19 protein-coding genes are annotated in these 22,592 nt (G+C 58.8%); 9 read left to right on the top strand and 10 right to left on the bottom strand.

What is annotated here, in order from left to right; translation table 11 throughout:
* Positions 1 to 275: 275 nt before the first annotated feature.
* Positions 276 to 1,226: a transaldolase gene (tal, locus tag S7A_RS05855; RefSeq protein ID WP_009088826.1), complete on the top strand. Its 951-nt coding sequence runs from the start codon at positions 276 to 278 to the stop codon at positions 1,224 to 1,226.
* A gap of 57 nt (positions 1,227 to 1,283) precedes the next feature.
* Positions 1,284 to 3,284 (top strand): transketolase, encoded by a 2,001-nt coding sequence (gene tkt, locus S7A_RS05850; protein WP_009088825.1) that lies wholly within the window; start codon positions 1,284 to 1,286, stop codon positions 3,282 to 3,284.
* Between the two features lie 80 nt (positions 3,285 to 3,364).
* On the opposite strand, the gene S7A_RS05845 is transcribed toward tkt, so the two are convergent.
* A complete protein-coding gene (locus tag S7A_RS05845; RefSeq protein WP_033736151.1) occupies positions 3,365 to 3,544 on the bottom strand; it encodes a hypothetical protein in 180 nt (59 codons plus the stop codon).
* Between S7A_RS05845 and ampH the strand changes: the two genes are divergently transcribed.
* Complete coding sequence (gene ampH / locus S7A_RS05840) at positions 3,543 to 4,706, top strand: D-alanyl-D-alanine-carboxypeptidase/endopeptidase AmpH (RefSeq protein ID WP_009088823.1); 1,164 nt, start codon at positions 3,543 to 3,545, stop codon at positions 4,704 to 4,706. The genes S7A_RS05845 and ampH overlap by 2 nt on opposite strands.
* Here ampH and S7A_RS05835 read toward each other — a convergent pair.
* From S7A_RS05835 to S7A_RS05820, 4 genes are all read right to left on the bottom strand, one after another.
* A complete protein-coding gene (locus S7A_RS05835; protein ID WP_033736150.1) occupies positions 4,703 to 5,776 on the bottom strand; it encodes a DUF1176 domain-containing protein in 1,074 nt (357 codons plus the stop codon). The two genes, ampH and S7A_RS05835, sit on opposite strands and share 4 nt — an antisense overlap.
* Positions 5,777 to 5,958: 182 nt before the next feature.
* Complete coding sequence (gene nudK, locus S7A_RS05830) at positions 5,959 to 6,537, bottom strand: GDP-mannose pyrophosphatase NudK (protein WP_009088816.1); 579 nt, start codon at positions 6,535 to 6,537, stop codon at positions 5,959 to 5,961.
* Positions 6,538 to 6,672: 135 nt separating this feature from the next.
* The gene (gene ansP, locus S7A_RS05825; RefSeq protein ID WP_009088814.1) at positions 6,673 to 8,169 is read right to left on the bottom strand and encodes an L-asparagine permease; all 1,497 of its coding nucleotides are present in this window, start codon (positions 8,167 to 8,169) and stop codon (positions 6,673 to 6,675) included.
* A 279-nt stretch (positions 8,170 to 8,448) separates the two neighbouring features.
* Positions 8,449 to 8,721, bottom strand: coding sequence for a YdgH/BhsA/McbA-like domain containing protein (locus S7A_RS05820; RefSeq protein ID WP_009088813.1), 273 nt, complete (start codon positions 8,719 to 8,721; stop codon positions 8,449 to 8,451).
* 253 nt (positions 8,722 to 8,974) lie between these two features.
* On the opposite strand from S7A_RS05820, the gene narQ reads away from it, so the two are divergent.
* The 6 genes from narQ to S7A_RS05790 all read left to right on the top strand — a co-directional run bounded on the left by narQ (position 8,975) and on the right by S7A_RS05790 (position 16,932).
* Positions 8,975 to 10,663, top strand: a complete 1,689-nt coding sequence (gene narQ / locus S7A_RS05815; RefSeq protein WP_009088812.1) for a nitrate/nitrite two-component system sensor histidine kinase NarQ — start codon at positions 8,975 to 8,977, stop codon at positions 10,661 to 10,663.
* A gap of 68 nt (positions 10,664 to 10,731) precedes the next feature.
* Complete coding sequence (locus S7A_RS05810; RefSeq protein WP_009088811.1) at positions 10,732 to 11,361, top strand: response regulator; 630 nt, start codon at positions 10,732 to 10,734, stop codon at positions 11,359 to 11,361.
* A gap of 167 nt (positions 11,362 to 11,528) precedes the next feature.
* Entirely contained in the window at positions 11,529 to 14,645 is a 3,117-nt protein-coding gene (acrD, locus tag S7A_RS05805) for a multidrug efflux RND transporter permease AcrD (protein ID WP_009088809.1), read from the top strand.
* Positions 14,646 to 15,223: 578 nt separating this feature from the next.
* Positions 15,224 to 15,592, top strand: a complete 369-nt coding sequence (locus tag S7A_RS05800) for an ArsC family reductase (protein WP_009088808.1) — start codon at positions 15,224 to 15,226, stop codon at positions 15,590 to 15,592.
* Position 15,593: 1 nt separating this feature from the next.
* Positions 15,594 to 16,721: a succinyl-diaminopimelate desuccinylase gene (gene dapE, locus S7A_RS05795; RefSeq protein WP_009088806.1), complete on the top strand. Its 1,128-nt coding sequence runs from the start codon at positions 15,594 to 15,596 to the stop codon at positions 16,719 to 16,721.
* 22 nt (positions 16,722 to 16,743) lie between these two features.
* On the top strand, positions 16,744 to 16,932 hold the full coding sequence (locus S7A_RS05790) for a YpfN family protein (protein WP_009088805.1): 189 nt from the start codon (positions 16,744 to 16,746) through the stop codon (positions 16,930 to 16,932).
* 30 nt (positions 16,933 to 16,962) lie between these two features.
* Here S7A_RS05790 and ypfH read toward each other — a convergent pair whose 3' ends face one another.
* The 5 genes from ypfH to bamC all read right to left on the bottom strand — a co-directional run bounded on the left by ypfH (position 16,963) and on the right by bamC (position 22,583).
* The gene (ypfH, locus tag S7A_RS05785; protein ID WP_009088803.1) at positions 16,963 to 17,643 is read right to left on the bottom strand and encodes an esterase; all 681 of its coding nucleotides are present in this window, start codon (positions 17,641 to 17,643) and stop codon (positions 16,963 to 16,965) included.
* Between the two features lie 73 nt (positions 17,644 to 17,716).
* Entirely contained in the window at positions 17,717 to 19,699 is a 1,983-nt protein-coding gene (locus tag S7A_RS05780; RefSeq protein ID WP_009088801.1) for a tRNA(Met) cytidine acetyltransferase TmcA, read from the bottom strand.
* Entirely contained in the window at positions 19,699 to 20,562 is an 864-nt protein-coding gene (locus S7A_RS05775) for a neutral zinc metallopeptidase (RefSeq protein ID WP_009088799.1), read from the bottom strand. Before S7A_RS05775 ends, S7A_RS05780 begins: the two co-directional genes overlap by 1 nt.
* 130 nt (positions 20,563 to 20,692) lie before the next feature.
* Positions 20,693 to 21,406 (bottom strand): phosphoribosylaminoimidazolesuccinocarboxamide synthase, encoded by a 714-nt coding sequence (gene purC, locus S7A_RS05770; protein WP_009088797.1) that lies wholly within the window; start codon positions 21,404 to 21,406, stop codon positions 20,693 to 20,695.
* Positions 21,407 to 21,551: 145 nt separating this feature from the next.
* Positions 21,552 to 22,583: an outer membrane protein assembly factor BamC gene (bamC, locus tag S7A_RS05765; protein WP_009088796.1), complete on the bottom strand. Its 1,032-nt coding sequence runs from the start codon at positions 22,581 to 22,583 to the stop codon at positions 21,552 to 21,554.
* Positions 22,584 to 22,592: the final 9 nt, after the last annotated feature.

Genomic DNA, 22,592 nt, shown 5'->3' with positions numbered 1-22,592 from the left:
CGGAGAGGGCACGGATTGCTACAGTGTTGCCTGCGTCATTTTCCCCGACTGCTATGCTTAAGGGTGGAATATGGCGCACCCCTCGGGTTACACCGCATGACGGCTCCTTCGCACCGCCTCGCAGCGCAACAATCAGAGAAACCGCATTTTCATCAGAAAGTGTCTGTTGCAATGTTATGGGTTCGCGTTCCCGCTAGCAGCACATGCCACAGACCGGCTGCGAGGCCTGAGGTGATCCCTGTTCGCTTTCATTTTTCTTTTCAAGGAGTTTAGAGATGAACCAGCTAGAAGCCCTAAAACAGTTCACCACCGTGGTGGCGGACAGTGGCGATATCGAATCGATTCGTCATTACCACCCGGAAGACGCCACCACCAACCCTTCACTCATTCTGAAAGCATCCGGTCTTGAAGGGTACAAACACCTGATGGATGACGCGATTGAGTACGCTAAAAAACAGGGCGGCAGCAAAGAGACCCAGATCATCAACGCCAGCGACAAAGTGGCAATCAATCTCGGTATGGAAATCCTGAAAAGCATACCGGGCCGTGTTTCGACCGAAGTGGATGCGCGCCTCTCCTTCGATCGTGGCATGTGTGTGACCAAAGCAGAAAAACTGATTCGGATGTACGAAGAGCAGGGTATCGACCGCTCACGCGTGCTGATTAAGCTGGCTTCAACCTGGGAAGGTATCCGCGCTGCGGAAGAGCTGGAGAAGAATGGTATCCACTGCAACCTGACCCTGCTCTTCTCCTTCGCGCAGGCGCGTGCCTGCGCGGAAGCGGGCGTGTTCCTGATCTCGCCGTTCGTGGGTCGCATCTACGACTGGTATAACTCACGCAAGCCGATGGAACCCTACGTGGCGGATGAAGATCCGGGCGTGAAATCCGTGCGTCGCATCTACGACTACTACAAAAAGCACCGCTACAGCACCATCATCATGGGTGCCAGCTTCCGAAAAGTGGAGCAGATTGTGGCGCTGGCGGGCTGCGATCGCCTGACGCTCTCCCCTAACCTGCTGGAAGAGCTGCAGAACAGCGACGCGCCGCTGGAGCGCAAGCTGGAGCCGTCTACCGAAGGCTTCCATCAGCCATCACCGCTCTCCGAGGCGGAGTTCCGCTGGGAGCATAATCAGGATCCGATGGCGGTTGAGAAACTGTCTGATGGTATCCGCCAGTTCGCTGTTGACCAGCAGAAGCTGGAAGATGTACTGGCCGCACGTCTGTAGTCCTCATTTTAGTCGGGCGGGACTTTCCCGCCCTGATGCATAACAAGGGAGAACTTTATGTCCTCACGCAGAGAGTTGGCAAACGCGATTCGTGCACTGAGCATGGATGCGGTTCAGAAGGCAAATTCCGGCCACCCCGGTGCGCCAATGGGAATGGCCGATATCGCCGAAGTGTTGTGGCGCGACTTCCTTCAGCACAATCCGACCAATCCCGCCTGGCTTGATCGCGACCGCTTTATCCTCTCCAACGGCCACGGCTCAATGCTGCTCTACAGCCTGCTGCACCTGAGTGGTTACGACCTGCCGATTGAAGAGCTGAAAAACTTCCGTCAGCTGCACTCCAAAACGCCGGGCCACCCGGAAATCGGCTACACGCCGGGCGTGGAAACAACGACCGGCCCGCTGGGTCAGGGTCTGGCGAACGCCGTTGGTCTGGCGATTGCAGAGCGCACGCTGGCCGCGCAGTTTAACCGTCCGGATCATGAGATTGTCGACCACCATACCTATGTCTTTATGGGTGATGGCTGTCTGATGGAAGGGATTTCGCACGAAGTCTGCTCCCTGGCGGGCACCCTGGGTCTCGGCAAACTGATCGGCTTCTATGACCATAACGGTATCTCGATCGATGGTGAAACCGAAGGCTGGTTTACCGACGACACCCATAAGCGCTTCGAGTCTTACAACTGGCACGTCATCGGCGACATCGACGGCCATGACGCGGACGCCATTCGCGAGGCGATCAAAGAGGCGCAAAGCGTTACCGATAAGCCTTCGCTGATTATCTGCCGCACCATTATCGGTTTCGGTTCCCCGAACAAAGCCGGTAAAGAGGAGTCGCACGGCGCAGCGCTGGGTGAGGAAGAAGTCGCCCTGACCCGCAAGCAACTCGGCTGGAACTATCCGGCGTTTGAGATCCCGGCTGAAATCTACCAGCAGTGGGATGCCAAAGCCGCCGGTGCGGAACGGGAAAAAGCCTGGGATGCAAAATTTGCAGCCTATAAAGAGGCACATCCTGAGCTGGCGAAAGAGTATGAGCGCCGCATGAATGGCGAGATGCCGTCCACGTGGGAAAGCGAAGCCACCCGTTTCATTCAGGAGCTGCAGGCTAACCCGCAGAAAATTGCCAGCCGCAAAGCCTCACAGAACTCGCTGGAAGCCTACGGCAAATTACTGCCGGAGTTCCTCGGCGGTTCTGCAGACCTGGCGCCCAGTAACCTGACGATCTGGTCTGGCTCCAAATCGATCAAAGAAGATCCGGCCGGCAACTACATTCACTACGGCGTGCGTGAGTTCGGGATGACGGCGATTGGTAACGGTATCGCGCACCATGGCGGTTTCGTCCCCTACACGGCCACCTTCCTGATGTTTGTCGAATATGCGCGTAACGCAGCACGCATGGCGGCGCTGATGAAGGCGCGACAGATTCTGGTCTACACCCATGACTCCATCGGTCTGGGCGAAGATGGCCCGACCCACCAGCCCGTTGAGCAGATCGCCAGCCTGCGTCTGACGCCCAACATGAGCGTATGGCGTCCGTGCGATCAGGTGGAAACGGCTGTGGCGTGGAAAGCGGCTATCGAACGCCATCATGGCCCGACTGCGCTGATCCTCTCCCGTCAGAATCTGCTGCAGCCGGAACGTACCCCGGAGCAGATCGAGAACATCAAACGCGGCGGCTATGTGCTGAAAGATTGCGACGGCACCCCCGAAGTGATCCTGATTGCCACCGGTTCAGAAATTGAGATCACCCTGGGTGCAGCCGATAAGCTCACTTCAGGCGGTCACAAGGTGCGGGTGGTTTCACTGCCTTCAACTGACCTGTTTGATGCGCAGGATGCTGCCTACCGCGAATCCGTTCTGCCTGTCGGCGTGAAGGCGCGCGTGGCGGTGGAAGCCGGAATCGCCGACTACTGGTTCAAGTATGTGGGTCTGGAAGGCGCGATTGTCGGTATGACCACCTTTGGTGAATCAGCGCCAGCTGGCAAGCTGTTCCCGGAGTTTGGCTTCACGGTAGAGAATATCGTCAGTCACGCTGAAGCATTACTCAAGCCGGTGTAATGCTTTTGCCCTTCCCGGCACACCGGGAAGGGCCATTTCATCACATAGCCCGAAACAGAAAAAAATCTCGTCTCCCCTCTTCACGCCCCGCACAAACTGATTACTATAGAGCCGTCATAGTTAATGCTGCCTGCGCCCTGGCTGCCCGCCTGTTCCTGCTGCTCTTCTGCCGGAATAACGCGATGTGCTGCCCGCGTCTGTCCGATGCGTGAAGGCAGATCTCCTCCGATCTCTATAGCGAAGCCATTTCCGTTGAACATGCGCACACCCTATTTTCTGGCCCTGATGGTTTCACTGCTTCCATTAAAAAGCATGGCGCAGGTCGCGCCCGATCCGCTGCTCGCCTCTCAGATTGTTGACCGCTATGCGGAGCATATCTTTTATGGCAGCGGTGCAACCGGTATGGCACTGGTCGCGATTGATGGCAATCAGCGGGTCTTCGCCAGCTTTGGTGAAACCCGGCCAGGCAACAATGTGCGCCCGCAAAAAGATTCGCTGATTCGTATCGCTTCGCTGAGTAAGCTGATGACCAGTGAAGTGATGGTCAAGCTGGCGGAGCGCGGACAGATTCGCCTCGACGATCCGCTGAGTAAATATGCGCCGCCGGGCAGCCGCGTGCCTGCTTATAACGGACAGCCCATTCGTCTGATCAACCTCTCCACCCATACCAGCGGACTGCCGCGTGAACAGCCTGGCGGCAAGGCGCAGCGGCCGGTGTTTGTCTGGCCGACGCGCAGTGAACGCTGGACGTGGCTGTCACGGGCGAACCTCAAAGCCGCACCGGGCAGCAGTGCCGCCTACTCCAACTTGGGTTACGATCTGCTGGGCGATGCGCTGTCGCGCGCGGCGGGCACGCCCTACCAGGCCCTGTTTCAGCAGTTGATCACCCGTCCGCTGGGTATGAAAGACACCACCTTTACGCCTTCGCCTGAGCAGTGTGGTCGCCTGATGGTGGCTGAGAAAGGGGCCAGCCCCTGCAACAACACCCTGGCGGCGATTGGCAGCGGCGGCGTTTACTCCACGCCGGATGATATGGGCCGCTGGATGCAGCAGTTCCTTAACTCGTCGGTTAACCATCGCACCCCGCAGATCGATCGGCTGCAAACGCTGATCTATCGCCGCGATCAGCTGACCCGCGTGGAAGGCATGGATGTGCCAGGGAAAGCGGATGCGCTGGGGATGGGCTGGGTCTACATGGGACCAAAGAATGGTCGTCCCGGGATTATTCAGAAAACCGGCGGTGGCGGGGGTTTCATTACCTATATGGCGATGGTGCCGCAGCATAACGTGGGCGTGTTTGTCGTGGTGACGCGCTCGCCGCTGACCCGCTTCACGCCAATGAGCGACGGCGTAAACAACATGCTGGCTGAGCTGGTCGGCAACCAGACCGGCTCTCCGATGATGGTGCAGGTCATCCGCTAACGCTGCTGGACGCCACCGTCTGACTGGCTGACCCACAGGGTTGGCCAGTCATCACTGCTGTGCCAGGCATCGCAGGTCGACTCCTCCGCATATTCCGCCAGCACAAAGCGGGTACCATCAAACTGCCAGCGTGTGGCACTGCCACAGTCACCGAGCCCCCGCCCCTTGCCAAAAGTATAAAGCTGGCCGCTGGCCGCATCATACTCAGCGTTAATCAGCTCAAGCTGGCGGTCACTCGCTCTCGGCGGAGTAAAGGGCAGCGTCAGCGTGATGCCCCGGGCCACGTAGGGCGGGCTGCGCGTCACTTCAAACGCCAGATCGATGACGTTATATGCCCCCATTTCACAACTGACCAGCAACAGCGCATGCTGATCGGTGAGAGGCGCAACGCTGACCTCACGCCGCAGCGGGTCGAGTGAGCAGGAGTCGGTATTGATGCGCCAGGTGCCGTAATCAATTAATCCGCTGGTCTCTTCGCGCGTCAGGGGCGCAGGCGGCCTCACGGCGGGAGGCAGCTGTGGCAATGCTGGCGGCGGCGGAACCTCCCAGCTGGCGCGGTCGCCACGTTTAATCCATGCGCTCATGCTGTTCACCCGCCCCTGCCTGTCATCCATCAGCAGCAGTGCAGCTTTCATACCGCGCAGGGAGATCGCGGCACTGGCATCGTAGGTCAGTTGCAGGGTTTTGGCTTCCATCACCAGATCAAGAAATTCATCAATGGCGATAGCATTGCTGGTGGCGAGATGGTGCGGTTCTGCCGTCCAGTGTTTGAGGTCCGGTTTCAGACGCCGCTGGTCGAGCAGCAGATTATCCTGCAGCGGGCCGCCAGGCAGCGCGCCGGTATAGGCACTGCCGTAGTCGATGCGGAGTAAGGGGCGATCGTTAACGCCCGCATGGCGCGAAATCGTCATCACCAGCCCTTTATCGCCGGGGATATTGCGGGCCACGCAGAAGGCTTCGTTGTTGCAGGTGATTTGCCAGTCGTTGAATGACTTTTGCAACGGTTCCGCCTGAACACAGGTCACCCATAGAGACGTCGACAGCCACAGCGATTTCATCCAGTACGACATTAAGAAAATCGATCCCCAAAAACCCAGAGTGGAGAGGATAGCGCATCAATGGGCCAGACAGGGTTCGCATTCTGTGAACCCGTGCAAAAAGCGCAGTTAACTGCTTAAAAAGCGTGCATAACCTGGAGACAGTGTCCGCATTGCATCCCGGGCTGTCGCGCGGCGGGCCGTTCAGGGCACGATTATGGTGTCAGCCAGCCTGCGATACGGGCATGCTGCAGCAGCATAATGGTTTTACCGTCGCGAATGCGGCCATCGGCGACCATCGCCAGCGCATCCGGGAAGCGCAGCTCCAGTACATCAATCGACTCATCATCAACGCCCCCGCCCGCATTGTCACGCAGCGCGTCGTGATATTCCGCCGCGAAAAAGTGAATCAGCTCGGTCACGCCGCCCGGTGACATGTAGCAGCTATAGAGTTTTTCCACCTTACCCACGGCGTAGCCGGTCTCTTCAATGGCCTCTTTGCGGATGCAATCTTCCGGCGTGTCATCATCCAGCAAACCCGCGCAGGCTTCGATCAGCATGCCGCTGTCGTTACCGTTGACGTAGGTGGCGATGCGGAACTGGCGCGTCAGCACCACACTGTTTTTTTCACGGTTATAGAGCAGGATGGTCGCCCCGTTGCCGCGGTCATAGACTTCACGCTTGTGGCGGATCACCTCACCCTGACGGTCGGTTATCTCATAGGTGTAGTTACGCAGCACAAACCAGTTTTCAGACAGGAGTTTATCTTTGATGATGTTGATCTTAAACGACATGCAGACTCCGCTACCGCATAAAGGGAGCCTTTCATCATAGGGGCAAGGAGGCGGGAAAACTATCCTAATTCGCGGCGCCGGTTTGCGCCCAAAAAAAAGCCAGCCCGGAGGCTGGCCTGATGATGGCAATGGCGATCAGCGGGAGGATTCATCCGCCAGCTGGGTCGGCTTTGCCTCCTCTTCATGATGATCATGCTCGGTTTCGGCGATAGCGTTAACTCGCTTACGCACGCCAAACCATCCCAGCACCAGCACCACGGCAATCAGCGGAATAGAGGCGATGGTATAGGTGCCGTTCGGGTAGTCGAACGCCATCAGCACCAGCACGCTGAACAGGAACAGCAGGGTCAGCCAGGACGTAAACGGCGCGCCCGGCAGCTTGAAGCTCACATCATCCGCCTTGCCCTCTTTGATCGCCTTACGCAGACGCAGCTGGCAGACCACGATAAAGGCCCAGGAGGAGATAATACCCAGTGAGGCGACGTTCAGGACGATCTCAAACACCTGCGACGGCACGTAGTAGTTAAGCACCACACCAATGACATAAACGCCGATGGTGACCAGAATCCCGGCATAAGGCACCTGCTGACCGTTCATCTTAGACATGAACTTCGGTGCAGAACCGCCCATCGACATGGAACGCAGAATACGTCCGGTCGAATAGAGGCCGGAGTTCAGGCTGGAGAGCGCCGCGCTCAGCACCACGATGTTCATGATGCTGCCGATGTAAGGTACGCCCAGCTTTGAGAAGAAGGTCACGAACGGACTCTGACCGGCCTGATAGGCGTTCCACGGCAGCAGCAGCACCAGCAGGACCACCGAACCGACGTAGAACAGACCGATACGCCAGATCACGCTGTTAATGGCTTTCGGCAGCATGGTCTGCGGATCTTTACATTCGCCCGCCGCCGTTCCGACGAGTTCGATCGAGGCAAAGGCGAACACTACCCCCTGAATCAGCACCAGCGCAGGCAGTAAGCCGTGCGGGAAGATGCCGCCGTTGTCGGTAATCAGATGGAAGCCGGTGCTGTTGCCATCCAGCGGTTTGCCGGTGCCAAGGAACACCACGCCCACCACGAGGAAGACCACGATGGCCAGCACTTTCACCAGCGCGAACCAGAACTCCATTTCGGCAAACCACTTCACGCCGATCATGTTCATGGTGCCAACAATCGCCAGCGCACCCAGGGCGAAGACCCACTGCGGCACATCACCAAACGCGCCCCAGTAGTGCATGTAGAGCGCGACGGCGGTGATATCCACGATACCGGTCATGGCCCAGTTGACGAAATACATCCAGCCCGCCACGTAGGAGGCTTTCTCGCCGAGGAACTCACGGGCGTAAGAGACAAAGCTGCCGCTGCTGGGACGGTGTAACACCAGCTCACCCAGCGCACGCAGAATAAAGAAGGAGAAAATGCCACACACCAGATAGATGATGGCTAAGGCGGGGCCCGCAGCCTGCAAACGGCCACCTGCGCCCAGGAACAAACCGGTGCCGATGGCACCACCGATTGCGATCATCTGTACGTGCCGGTTACCCATAGCCTTCTGGTAGCCCGCGTCATGAGAATTGAGCCAGCGTCGTTTCGCAGCGCGCAACTCGCCTGGGGTTTTCTTTTTAGATTTCATAGCTTTCCTGTTTGTCCTGACCATCAGTCGTCGCTTCCCCCATGCAGGTGTCATGCCCTGAGTTATGGGGTATTTTCCTCTGTGCGCTTGCCTGTGAGTGAGTGCCAGGCAAGGCGGGAATTTACGGCGATGAATCCTACCCGTTATGCAGGAACGAAGCAAAATATACCGGGCGGATGCACAGGCTGATTTGTAAGAATCCGTCATGATGCACAAAAATAAAAAACCGGCCATTTTCAGGCCGGTAAGAGCTACAGGGATGGAAACAGGAGGGTATAGCTAGCGATAAATCTCTGCGGTGCCGCTCCACAGGCTGGAGTCGCCTGGGTTATCGACGCCGATAACACGGTAGTGGCTGGCACCCATCTCTTCCGCTTTTTGCGACAGATGGCGGCTGGCATCATCCAGCGAGCCTCGCACGCCGGAGACCGAGACGCTGCCAATGCTCTGCAGGTTCTGCGCCTGGGCCTGATCGACCGGTGCAGCAGCGAAAGTGGCAAATGAGGCGGTAGTCAGTAAGGCGCCCGCCAGAACAGCATTCAGTTTTTTCATGGGATGCTCCTTAATCTGTAATCGGGGGTAAGTCAGTGACTGGAAGAATTATTAGCGCTGCAATGAAAAGCAACATCGGTGCGGTGTAAAGCTGTTTGTTTTTTAACCACAGAACCGTCGTCGATCCTGGGAACTGTCAGTTGCGGTCATTTTTTGTTCGGTCCGACACGACGGGTGCGATAAACCGCAGCAGGATCATTTGCGTCAGGGGATTGCTCTTTTATAATCCCGCACTCACCACAGGGCCATTCATGTGATTGTTAAACGTTCCGTAACTCAAAGCATCGCGCAGGCGCTCAGTGCCATTGTCCTGCTGTCGCTGCTCACAACAGGTCTGGCCCTGGTCACGCTGCTCAGCAGTCAGCGCGACGCAGAGGCGATCAATCTGGCCGGTTCACTGCGTATGCAGAGTTACCGCATGGCCTGGGATGCCAGCCGTCAGCCGCAGAATCTGCCGCAGCATCTGGCGCTCTATCAGCAGACGCTCGACTCCCCGGTGTTTCAGAAGCTGGATCGCCCCTGGGTTCCGCGTGAAGTCAGTACTCGCTATCAACGTCTGCGCGCCGCCTGGCCCGACCTGCAACAGCAGCTGCTGCAGGGCGATACCGTCACCTGGCAACATCAGATCCCGGTTTACGTCGCCGAGATCGACCGCTTTGTGCTGGGCTTACAGCGTTACACCGAGCTGAAAATGCATCTGGTGGCGGGCAGCAGCCTGGTGGGGGTGATTGCGATTGTGGCACTGGCGCTGATGACGATTCGCTTTACCCGCCTGCAGGTGGTACGGCCTCTCAATGCGCTGGTCACCGCCAGTCGCTACGTTGAGAGCGGCAATTTTGCTTTTCCGCCGCTGCAGGTCGAACAGCAGAATGAGCTGCGGGTACTGTCTCACGCCTTTAGCGGCATGGCGGCACGCCTGCACTCGCACTATAAGCTGCTGGAAAGCACGGTGCGTGAAAAGACCGAAGATTTAACCCAGGCGAACCGCACCCTGTCTCTGCTCTATGACAGCTCACAGATGCTGACGGCCAGCCCGCTGCATCCGGCCCTGTTTGAAGCCGTCTTAAGCCGCGTGCTGACGCGTGAAAAACTGACGGCTATCCGGCTCGACAGCGATCAGTTTCAGTTCTGCGCCGGTGATGAAGAGGCCGGGGGTCAGTGGCAGCGGCTGCCGGTCCGGCAGGCCGATCAGCCGATGGGCGAGCTGCGCTGGCAGACAGCCGGTGCCTCTCCCCCGGATGAGCTGATGCGCAGCCTCGCGGCGATGCTCGGACGCGCTATCTGGATCTGGCAGGCGCAGCAGCAGTATCAGCAGATGCTGCTGATCGAAGAGCGCACCACCATCGCCCGTGAACTGCATGATTCGCTGGCGCAGTCGCTCTCCTTTTTACGCATTCAGCTGACCCTGCTGCGCCGCACCGTCGATAAAGAGGATAGCGCAGCGCACACTATCATTGCCGACTTCGATCGGGCGCTGGCTGATGCCTACCGGCAGCTGCGTGAACTGCTGACCACCTTCCGCCTGACCATTGAGCAGGCAGATCTGGTCGCGGCGATGCAGGCGATGATCGCCTCGCTGCAGGAGAAGAGTGGCGCAGAGATACAGTTTCACTATCAGACCGGGCTGCTGAGTCTGGAAGCGCAGCAGCAGGTGCATGTATTGCAGATCGCCCGTGAGGCGCTGCTGAACGCGATACGTCACGCCAGCGCAGAGGTCATCCGGGTGGAGTATCAGCACAGTGAAAAAGGTGAGCACTTACTGACGATTACGGACGATGGTGTGGGCATGAACAGCACCGACGAACCCCCCGGCCACTATGGCCTGACCATTATGGCGGAACGCGCTCAGCGCCTGGGCGGCAATCTGACCATCCACGCGCAACCGCGGGGCACCCGGGTCGAACTGCGCTTTCCGCCGCAGCCTGCCCGCCCGCTGGAGTAACGGGCCGCCGCCTGGTTTACTCGCCAGAACAGACTGTCGGTTTCACTGAACCGATAAACGGAGAGACTATGCAACAACCCGCATTAACCCTGATGATTGTGGATGACCACCCGCTGATGCGTCGCGGTATTCGTCAGCTGCTGGCGCTGGAGCCGCAACTGACGGTGGTCGCCGAAGCGAATAACGGCACAGAGGCGCTGGCCGAGGCGCGCCGTCAGGAGCCCGACATCATTCTGCTCGACCTGAATATGAAAGGCATGTCCGGGCTGGACACGCTGAAGGCGCTGCGCCATGAAGGGATCAGCGCCCGCATTCTGGTGCTGACCGTTTCTGATGCCCGCAGTGACATTTTTGCGATGGTGGATGCCGGTGCCGATGGCTATCTGCTCAAGGACAGCGAACCGGAGATCCTGCTGGCGCATATTCTGCAGGCTTCGCGAGGCGAAAAAGTCTTCAGTGAAGGCGTCGCCGGCTATCTGACGAATCGCCAGCACAGCGCCGATCCGCTGCGTCAGCTCACCGATCGCGAGCGGGATGTGCTGCAGGAGGTCGCGCGCGGCCTGTCAAATAAGGAGATTGCCGCTATTCTGCACATCTCGGAAGAGACGGTAAAAGTGCATATCCGCAATCTGCTGCGCAAGCTGGATGTGCGTTCGCGCGTCGCCGCCACGGTGATGTGGCTGGAAAGCCGCAAATAGCCAACGAATTTACACTTTCTCCTCAATTTCTCCACGATTTCCCCCGCTGCCGCACGTAGAGTGAATGGCGGCGGCGAATCGTGGCAAAGCACATCCGATTTGTCTGTCAGTGCGCCCGTAGCGGGCAGGCCTGGTCGATTTTAACTGTCGTGAGGAGTGTCGGTTTAATGTCGAATTTCTTTATCGACCGCCCCATCTTTGCCTGGGTGCTGGCGATTCTGCTGTGCCTGTGCGGCACGCTGTCGATCAGGTCACTGCCCATTGAGCAGTACCCCGACCTGGCCCCGCCCAATGTTCGTATCACCGCTAACTATCCGGGCGCATCGGCCCAGACGCTGGAAAACACGGTCACCCAGGTGATCGAGCAGAACATGACCGGCATCGATAACCTGATGTACATGTCCTCCAACAGCAGCAACACCGGCCAGGCGCAAATCACCCTCACCTTTACCGCCGGAACCGATCCTGATGAAGCGCGTCAGCAGGTGCAGAACCAGTTGCAGTCTGCGCTGCGCAAATTGCCACAGGCGGTGCAGTCACAGGGCGTCACGGTGAACAAAACCGGTGACAGTAACATTCTGATGGTGGCTTTCGTCTCCACCGATGGCAGCATGGATAAGCAGGATATTGCAGACTATGTCGCCAGCAACATTCAGGACCCCCTGAGCCGCATTGATGGCGTCGGCCAGGTGGACGCCTACGGCTCGCAATATGCGATGCGCATCTGGCTCGATCCCAACAAGCTGATCGCCTATGCCCTGACCACCGGGGATGTGGTCAGCGCTATTCAGTCGCAGAACACACAGGTTGCCGTGGGTCAGGTCGGAGGCCTGCCCTCGGTGGAGAAGCAGGCGCTGAACGCCACGGTCAATGCGCAGTCGATGCTGCAGACCCCGGAGCAGTTCCGGGCCATCACCCTGAAGAACAATCCTGACGGTTCCGTGGTGACGCTGGGCGATGTCGCCAGCGTGGCGCTGGGGGCGGAGAAATATGATTATCTGAGCCGCTACAATGGTCAGCCCGCCTCGGGGCTGGGGGTAAAGCTCGCCTCCGGCGCCAACGAGATGAACACCGATAAGCTGGTGCGGGCGCGCATTGAGGAGCTGTCGCACTACTTCCCGCACGGGCTGGAAGCAAAAGTGGCCTATGAAACTTCGCCATTCGTTAAAGCGTCAATTACCGATGTGGTGAAGACGCTGCTGGAGGCGATCGTGCTGGTGTTTGGCGTGATGTATCTGTTCATGCAGAATTTTCGCGCCACCCTCATTCCGACCATTGCGGTGCCGGTGGTGCTGTTTGGCACCTTCAGCGTGCTCTACGCCTGCGGATTCAGCATCAACACCCTGACCATGTTTGCCATGGTGCTGGCGATCGGGTTACTGGTGGATGATGCCATCGTGGTGGTGGAAAACGTGGAACGTATCATGCGCGAAGAGGGACTCTCGCCGCGGGCCGCCACCCGGAAATCGATGGGCCAGATTCAGGGCGCGCTGGTCGGTATCGCGCTGGTGCTGTCAGCCGTGTTTGTGCCGATGGCATTTTTTGGCGGAACCGTCGGCGCGATTTACCGTCAGTTCTCCATCACCATCGTGTCGGCGATGGTGCTGTCGGTGCTGGTGGCGATGATCCTGACGCCGGCACTCTGCGCCACGCTGCTCAGGCCGGTGGCACAGGGCGAACAGCATGCGGCGCGCGGCTTTTTTGGCTGGTTCAATCGTCACTTCAACCGCAATGCTGACCGCTATGAGCGCGGGATCGCGGCGATTCTGCGCCGCGGCGGTCGCTGGCTGCTGCTCTATCTCGGCCTTATCGGCCTGATGGCCTTTCTGTTTCTGCGCCTGCCCACCTCGTTTCTGCCGCTGGAAGATCGCGGCGTATTCCTGACGCAGGTGCAGCTGCCGGCGGGCTCGACGCTGGAACAGACCGCTCGCGTGGTCGCCAGGGTGGAGCACTACTATCTGACTCAGGAGAGAGCGAACGTACTGTCGGTCTTCTCCACCATCGGTGCAGGCCCGGGCGGCAACGGACAGAACGTCGCGCGTCTGTTTGTGCGGCTGAAAAACTGGGAGGAGCGGCCCGGTGACGATCGCACCTCCTTTGCGATTATCGAGCGCGCGACCAGAGCTTTTCAGCAGATCAAAGAGGGCCGGGTGATAGCCAGCAGTCCCCCCGCGATCACCGGTATGGGCAGCAGTTCCGGCTTTGACCTGCAGCTGCAGGATCACGGTGGCATCGGTCATACCCAGCTGATGGCGATGCGCGACAGGCTGCTGGAGATGGCGGGCAACGATAAGGCGCTGTCGCGGGTGCGGCACAATGGCCTGGATGACAGCCCGCAGTTGCAGATCGATGTGGATGCGCGCAAAGCGCAGGCGCTGGGCGTGTCACTGGATACCATCAACGACACCCTGACCACCGCGTGGGGCTCCAGCTATGTCAACGATTTTCTGGATCGCGGCCGGGTGAAAAAGGTCTATGTGCAGGCCGCCGCTCCGTTCCGCATGCTGCCGGACGACATTGACAAATGGTATGTCCGCAACAGCAGCGGCAAAATGGTGCCCTTCTCCGCCTTTGCCACCAGCCGCTGGGAGACCGGTTCGCCACGCCTTGAGCGTTATAACGGCTACTCATCGCTGGAGATCGTGGGCGAAGCCGCCAGTGGCGTGAGCAGCGGCGCTGCCATGGATGAGATGGAGAAGCTGGTTAACGCCCTGCCGCTGGGTGTCGGCTTCCAGTGGAGTGGCGCCTCTTATCAGGAGCGCCTCTCCGGCTCACAGGCCCCGGCGCTCTATGCCATTTCGCTGCTGGTGGTCTTTCTCTGCCTGGCCGCGCTCTATGAGAGCTGGTCTATTCCTTTCTCGGTGATGCTGGTGGTGCCGCTCGGCGTCGTCGGGGCGCTGATCGCCACCTGGCTGCGCGGGCTGGAAAATGATGTCTATTTTCAGGTGGGCCTGCTGACGGTGATCGGCCTGTCGGCGAAAAACGCCATCCTGATTGTCGAGTTTGCCAGTGAGATGAACAGCAAAGGGCGTGAGCTGGTGGAGTCTACGCTGGAGGCGTCGCGTCAGCGCCTGCGGCCCATCATCATGACGTCACTGGCCTTTATCTTTGGCGTGCTGCCTATGGCGATCAGTAGCGGAGCAGGCTCCGGCAGCCAGCATGCCGTGGGAACCGGCGTGATGGGCGGCATGATCTCCGCGACGCTGCTGGCGATCTATTTCGTGCCGCTGTTCTTTGTGCTGGTACGCCGTCGCTTCCCGCTGAAAGAGAAGCCGCATGACTGAATGCGGAGCCAATAAAAAGCGGCCCCTGAGATCAGCGGCCGCCTTATTTCTGTGTGTGGTAAGAATGTCAGCAAGCGGGAATGTCCTGCTTTAATCTCCACGTGTTACTTGCTGCGTAACATCGCTTCGATGAATTCTTTCCAGGTTCCCATTTCAGTGTCAATCATAATGCCCTCTCTTATTGTGCTGGCAATATTACGCGTTTTTTTTCGCCAGGTGAATACGTTTACACCTGTTATCACTATCGGCAGCAGCGATGAAAACATGAATATTGCGGATTTTGTAAGCTGACGCACATTTCAGCAACCTCCTAACTATGCAGGAAATATTTCGCTATTAACCCAGCGGTAGACGATTTTTTCAACATGGCGAAATTCTTAATCGCGAAATGATGAGCAGGGTAATGATTGCCCGCTGAATTGATAGCGTTTACCCGGGGGGAAATGATCCTCTGCCTGAGGCTCGCTTTACGCACGATCAGCCGTCGGGGCAGATGCCGCAACGGATCACACTATGCTAAACTCGCGCTTTGGCTGCTTTTTCAGCTTAACGCGCTTCATAACAATAAGGATCAGGCGATGTGCACGCAGTGGGTGATGTTCGGGATAAAAAATTGCGACACCATAAAAAAAGCCCGGCGCTTTTTAACAGATGCAGGCGTTGATTATCACTTTCACGATTACCGGGCCGACGGCCTGAGCGATGCACTGCTGCAGGAATTTATCGATGCGCTGGGCTACGAAGCCCTGCTCAATACCCGCGGCACTACCTGGCGTAAACTGCCCGAGGCTGACCGCGACGCGGTGACCGATGCCCGCAGCGCCAAAGCGCTGATGCTGGCGCATCCCGCCATGATTAAGCGTCCGCTGTTGCGCGCCCCGGATGGCAGCCTGCTCGCCGGTTTCAGCGAAGCCACCTATCAGAATGCTATTCAGGAGAAGCCATAATATGTTTTGCCCGGTCATTGAGCTGACGCAGCAGCTTATTCGTCGTCCCTCTCTCAGCCCCGATGATGCCGGATGTCAGGCTTTGCTGATCGCCCGTCTTGAAGCCATTGGCTTTCAGATTGAGACGATGAACATCGACGATACCCTGAACTTCTGGGCCACCCGTGGCGAAGGGGAAACGCTGGCGTTTGCCGGTCACACCGATGTGGTACCGCCGGGCGATGCCAGCCGCTGGATTAACCCGCCGTTTGAACCCACCATCCGCGACGGCATGCTGTTTGGTCGCGGTGCGGCCGACATGAAAGGATCGCTGGCGGCCATGGTCGTCGCGGCCGAGCGTTTTGTGGCAGCCCGTCCCCATCACAGAGGGCGACTCGCCTTTCTGATCACCTCTGACGAAGAGGCCAGCGGTGCCAACGGCACGGTGAAAGTGGTGGAACGGCTGATGGCGCGCCGGGAACGCCTCGACTACTGCCTGGTCGGTGAGCCTTCCAGCACCGAAGTGGTGGGTGACGTGGTAAAAAATGGCCGACGCGGCTCGATCACCGCCAACCTGATGGTACATGGCGTGCAGGGTCACGTTGCCTATCCGCATCTGGCTGACAACCCGGTTCACCGCGCGATGCCTGCCCTGAATGAGCTGGTGGCGACGGAGTGGGATCAGGGTAATGAGTTCTTCCCGGCCACCAGTATGCAGATTGCCAACGTCCAGGCGGGCACCGGCAGCAACAATGTGATCCCCGGCGAGCTGTTTGTGCAGTTCAACTTCCGCTTCAGCACCGAACTCACCGATGAGATGATCCGCCAGCGGGTCGCAGAACTGCTGGATCGTCACCAGCTGCGTTACACCATTGAGTGGAAACTTTCAGGTCAGCCCTTCCTGACCTCACGCGGAAAGCTGGTTGATGCCGTCGTGAAAGCGGTAGCGCACTATAATGAAATTAAGCCGCAGCTGCTGACGACGGGCGGCACCTCCGATGGCCGGTTTATCGCCCGGATGGGAGCGCAGGTGGTGGAACTGGGGCCGGTGAATGCCACCATTCATAAAATCAATGAGTGTGTGAAAGCTTCCGACCTGCAGATGCTAAGCCGGATGTACCAACGCATCATGGAACAACTGATCGCCTGATGGCGATGTTAAGGAGCAGCAAATGGAATTTATCAAAGATTACTGGTGGATCCTGGTGATCCTGCTGATGGTTGGCGTGCTGATGAATGTCTATAAAGATCTGAAACGGATCGACCATAAAAAATTCATGGATAACAAACCTGACCTGCCGCCCCACCGTGACTTTAACGATAAGTGGGATGACGAAGACGACTGGCCGAAGAAGAAGTAACGAAAATGCCCCTGCTCTGCAGGGGCATTTTTACATCATCGCAATGACATCATCGTCACCGGGTTTTGCCCCGCTTAACGCTTCATCGAAGTAGCGTTTTGGCACCGTGTAGCGCAGATGATTCAGCGCCAGCGTCATGCTGCGGTCATCAATAGCGTGCGCCAGATCGTCGACGATATCGAGCGTGACGTCGCCCCCGCTGGCGGTGAGTCGCTGCTCCGCCTGCTGCGCATGAAACACCGGAATCTGCTCATCATAATCACCGTGGATCAGGTGAACCGTGGTACGGGTGCTGGCTTTCTCCGGCAGGGTAATAAACCGGCCGTTGAACACTACCGCGCGGCCGGCCAGATCGGAATGGGCTTTTACCCCTTCCAGCACCATACTGCCGCCCTGGGAAAAACCGATTAACGCCGTCGCTTCCGGGCGCACACCGCTTTTTTTCTGCCAGTGACGCACGGATTCTACAAACTGTGGCATCGCCGCGTTAACCCGCTGCTGTAGCGTCATATCGTGCAGTTCAGCCTCGCTGAACCACTGACGGCCCGCAGCCGGCGAGCCAACAGAAACCACCAGCGCCTCAGGAAATGTCCGGGCAAACCAGCTGCCAATCTCACCCATAGAATCCGGGTTATCGCCTACGCCATGGTAGAGCAGAAACAGCTGAGCCGTGGTGGCAGGTTGTTGAACGATTACATATTTCAGTGTCATAGTGACCTCCGTTATTCACTCTACGCCAGCTGGCAAAGAATGATATGAGGATTATTTGAACCCGCTGGTCGAATTATTTCAACGACGGGTGCAGCGCATCCTGCCGAATGCCCAGACTCTCCAGTGCAGCTGCCGCCTGCTGACGCAGTACTGTAATCAGCGCCTTGCGTCCGCTTATGCCCGCCTGGTGTGCCAGCCCGCTTAACGCATCCGGTGTGCTTACCGCTGCGGCCAGCAGTGAGTCTGGGGCCGCACTGGCCGCCACCAGACGCTGCAACACCGGCAGGCTCGCTTCCAGTGGGCGCTGCGCCCAGGCAAAACCCGCGGCCAGCGGGATGTCCTGCGCACGCCATCCATCATCACACTTCGCCTCAAGCTGCAGCTCCAGCGCGATGTGCTGGCGTAACAGCGGCCAGTCACGCGCCAGCTGTTCTGCCGCGCGACGCTGCAATGCCTCGCCAGCTGCAGAACAGGGCAGGATGGCCATCGCCGCATAACAGCCGCTGCTGGCCTCACGCTGACTGCCAATCCGTACCAGCGTAAAACCACAGGCGCGCCAGAATGACCAGAGAGATTCAGTGTAGCCGAAGCTGACCGAGAGGTAGTCGCGATCGGCGGCGGCGCGGGCGGCGGCGGCCACGAGCTGCTGCCCCATTCCCCGACGGCGGCTCTCCGCCGCCACGGCAATCCGGCTGATGCGCAGCGAGCGCAGGGTCGCCGCCTCAGCCAGACCCGCGTGTGCGGCCAGTGACTGCGCCACCAGATTGCCGCGCGGTCGCCGGGTGCCCGCCCAGACCGCCTGCGCCAGGGCGGGCTCCAGCCCGCCCTCCTCCACCAGCCAGAGCGCCCCCTGCAGACCCGGCGGCTCCCCTGCCCGCCACAGCTGCATACCCGGTGCATCCAGCAGGCGGCGCAGATCGAGCGGCGAGGTGCGGTAATGCGCGCTGGTCAGCAGACGATAGGCGGCCTCCAGCATAGGGAAATCGTGACGCGGGACCGGGTGTGGCGTCACGGCAGAAGCGGGCGTTGTGGCAGCAGCATCCTCAAACAGCAGCGCCGCATTCAGCCACTGCTCCAGCGGATCGTGACGCGACCAGCGCAGCGGCTCATCCAGCGTGAAGTAGCGTGCCTGCGGCAGCCCGGCACAGAATTTAAGGATAAACCCGCGCCCGCTCCCCTCGTAGCCCTGCACGGTGGTAGTCAGCAGGACGCGGGGATAGCGGCTGACCAGCGCCTGCAGCAGCGGAGCCGGGATGGCCGCCGCTTCATCCACGATCAGCCACGACGCCGCTGGTACGGGATCCGACGCCAGCAGGGCATCCGGGGCCATAAAATGGAAAGCCTCAGCAGCAAAGGTCGCCAGCACTTCCGTGGAGGCTCTGGCCGGGGCGGTCACCAGACACTGCCCGCTCTGCCGGGCCAGCATGCCCGCCAGCGCCGATTTGCCCCGTCCGCGGGCGGCCGTCAGAACCGCGACGCCGGAAGGCATCGTCGCCAGCTGATCGAGTATCGCCTGCTGCTGTTGCGGTGCCTGACAGTGCCAGTGCGGCCAGTCCGGTGGAGGCGGAAAACGGTCAGGATGATGCTGACGCGCCAGCAGCACCTGCTTATCGCCGATTATCAGCTGTTGCAGATGGCGAACAAAACCGGGCGTCGCGATCGGTTCCGCAACATCTGCCCAGCGCAGGCTATCGGCGTCAGGCTGCTGCGACCACTGCCCCCAGGGCGGCACCAGCAGTAACAGCCAGCTACCGGCGCTGAGCGTCCCCGCCAGCGCAGCGAAAGCCTCGGCATGAAAGCCCTGTCGGGCGTCAAAAATGGCGTGATGAAACTCGCGGCCAAGCAGCGTTCGCAGCGCTCCGGGCGGTTTATGCGGTTCGGGAGCATCAGAGGAACCTGTAAACAGCGGTTCAGGACTCACCTGCAGCCAGTCGCCCGGGAGCATTTCACGCCACTCTGCGGCCCGCCTCACACACCAGGCCGGGTCGCCGCTGATCACCGCCAGACGACGGACACCGGCCTGCTGCATTAGCTGCGTCTGCTGTGGCAGAGACATCAGTTGCTGGCGAAGGTGTTGCACTGTCCCGGATCGCCACCATCAAATCCGCGCTTGAACCAGGTGTAGCGCTGCTCAGAGGTACCGTGGGTAAAGCTGTCCGGCACCACGCGCCCCTGACCTTTCTGCTGCAGGCGATCATCACCAATCGCCTCGGCAGCATTCAGCGCCTCCTGCAGGTCGCCCGCTTCCAGGATGTTTTCCTTCTGCATGTAGTGTCCCCAGACACCGGCAAAACAGTCAGCCTGCAGTTCCATTTTGACGGAGAGCTGATTGACCTGTGTCTGGCTGGCGCCCTGCTGCATTTCACGCACTTTTGGCTCAATGCCCAGCAGCTTCTGCACGTGGTGACCCACTTCATGAGCGACCACGTACCCCTGAGCAAAGTCTCCGCCCGCGCCCAGTTTTGTCTTCATCTCGTCGTAGAAGGAGAGGTCAATGTAGACGGTCTGGTCAGCAGGACAGTAAAACGGTCCCATCACGGACTGGCCGGTGCCACAGCCGGTGCGGGTTGCGCCGCGATACATCACCAGCTTCGGGGCCACATACTGCTTGTTCATCTGCTGGAACAGTTTGCCCCAGGTATCCTCAGTGGTAGCCAGAATCACCTTCGTGAATTTCGCCGCCTCATCATCATTGGCGCTGACGCTGCGCTGCTGCTGACTGGTCGGTGCCACGTCGCCGCCGGTCAGCAGTCCGGTAAGGTCGTAACCGTAATAGCCTGCTACCGCCACCACAATCAGCAGCACGATGCCGCCTTTACCACGTGGCAGACGAATCTGGCGTCCGCCGCCGCCAAAACCGGATGACTGATCGCGACGGTCCTCTACATTGTCGCTCTCGCGACGCCCTTGCCAGCGCATGCTCTACTCCCTTTGATAATCTTCAGATGGCATGATTTTAGTTGTGCGACGAAGCAATCACCAGCTTTACGCCAAAATGAAAAAAGGAGAGCCGGGGCTCTCCTTTTTATGTTCTGCACGGTCGTCAGACTCAGTCGAGTTTAACGCCCAGTCGCTGTGCCACCGCCTCATAGGCTTCCACTACACCCCCCAGGCTCTGGCGGAAACGGTCTTTGTCCATTTTATCCAGCGTCTCTTTGTCCCACAGGCGCGCACCGTCCGGGGAAAACTCATCGCCCAGCGTCACTTCACCGTTGAACAGACCAAACTCCAGTTTGAAGTCGACCAGAATGAGTCCCGCCTCGTCGAACAGCTTGCTCAGCACCTCGTTAGCTTTAAAGGTCAGCTCCTGCATCCGCGCCAGGTTCTGTTTACTGACCCAGCCAAAGGTTTCGCAGTAGGATTCGTTGACCATCGGGTCATGCTTTGCATCATCTTTCAGGAAAAGATCAAACAGCGGCGGATTAAGCACCATGCCCTCTTCCACGCCCAGACGTTTTACCAGCGATCCTGCGGCGCGGTTACGCACCACACACTCTACCGGTACCATCTCCAGCTTCTTGACCAGCGCCTCGTTATCGGACAGCAGCGCTTCCATCTGGGTCGGGATACCCGCTTCCTGCAATTTGGTCATGATGAAGTGGTTAAACTTATTGTTAACCATTCCCTTACGATCAAACTGCTCGATTCGGGCGCCATCACCTGCTGACGTATCGTTGCGGAATTCGAGTATCAGCAGATCCGGGTTATCGGTGCTGTATACGGTTTTCGCTTTACCGCGATACAACTCAGCTCGCTTTTGCATCTTGTTCACTCCAGACTTGAAATAACGGGTGTTCAGCGGCCAGCGCCGCTGCGGCGATTGCCTTGACGCAATCGTTTACTTCGCCGCGCGCTATTATGCCAAAAACAAAATAAAAAGGCCGGAGAATCTCCGGCCTGAGGCAACTTTATTTGTTCAGCGCCGCCTGGAACACGGCCACCAGCGCATCGTTCTGCGACTGGGTCAGCACATGCCCTTTCGGGTCGATGAATTGCAGACTGGTGCGGTTGTCGAGATCGCCGACCTGCACTTTGTAATCGCCGTTCGGCAATTCCGGATCTTTCGCGCCCACGGAATCCCAGTCGCTGCTGCTCAGTGACTTGTAGGTCACCTTCATGCTGCCGGTGGAGCGGGTGGTGTCAGTCACCTCCATGCCAACGCGTTTCATTGCGTCTGGCAGACGCTGCCAGGCCACGTTGTAAGGCGTTCGCAGGATCAGCATAGGCAGACCGGTATCATCGGCACCGCTCTGCACATCGATCGCGCCGTTCACCCGGCCGGATGCCGCGTTTTCACTGGCGGTATCGATCTTGTCCATGCCGGTGCTGATGTCATTCAGCATCTGCGCGGTGTAACGCTGGATCTGGGCAGGTGAAGTGATGGTTTTCCCATCCTGCTGCAGCTCCAGCAGACGCACGGTCAGCAGCTGCTGATAGCTCTGCGACTGCACGCTGATCTGGTAGCGACCGCGGTACTGCTGATCTTCATCCGCACGGTTCCACTGAACCCAGTCGGTCGTCAGCTGCTGACCGGCATCATTGCGGGAGGCGATCGGGAATTTGTAGGACTGCACCACATTGACGACCTGCGACCAGACCGAGCCACGGCTGTTATCAATGATCAGCGCGCCGGTGTTGTTACTGAACTGCGCGCGGGTGCCGTTCATCAGTGCCAGCGGCTGTGCTGGCGGACGGATGTCCAGCTGCTTGCCGGTAGGGCCCTGACTGGCGGTGCGGGGCACATCATAGTCGCCACGCTGCACCGGCAGGATCATCCCGGCAGGCGCTTTCAGCTCATGCAGTTCACTGGCCTGAAGATAGGATTCGTCGCCGCTGACCTGGCGCTTATAACGCTGATCGGTTGAACAGGCCGACAACAGCATCAGGGTAGAAAGCCCCACCACTGTGGCAATTGTTGACCGCTTTACTGAGTAATTCATTCAAACTCC

This window comes from Pantoea sp. Sc1 (genome assembly GCF_000255315.1).
Taxonomy (GTDB): Bacteria; Pseudomonadota; Gammaproteobacteria; order Enterobacterales; family Enterobacteriaceae; genus Pantoea; species Pantoea anthophila.
The sequence above is the reverse complement of the archived record's forward strand: the minus strand, read 5'-3'. Positions and strand labels throughout refer to the sequence as shown.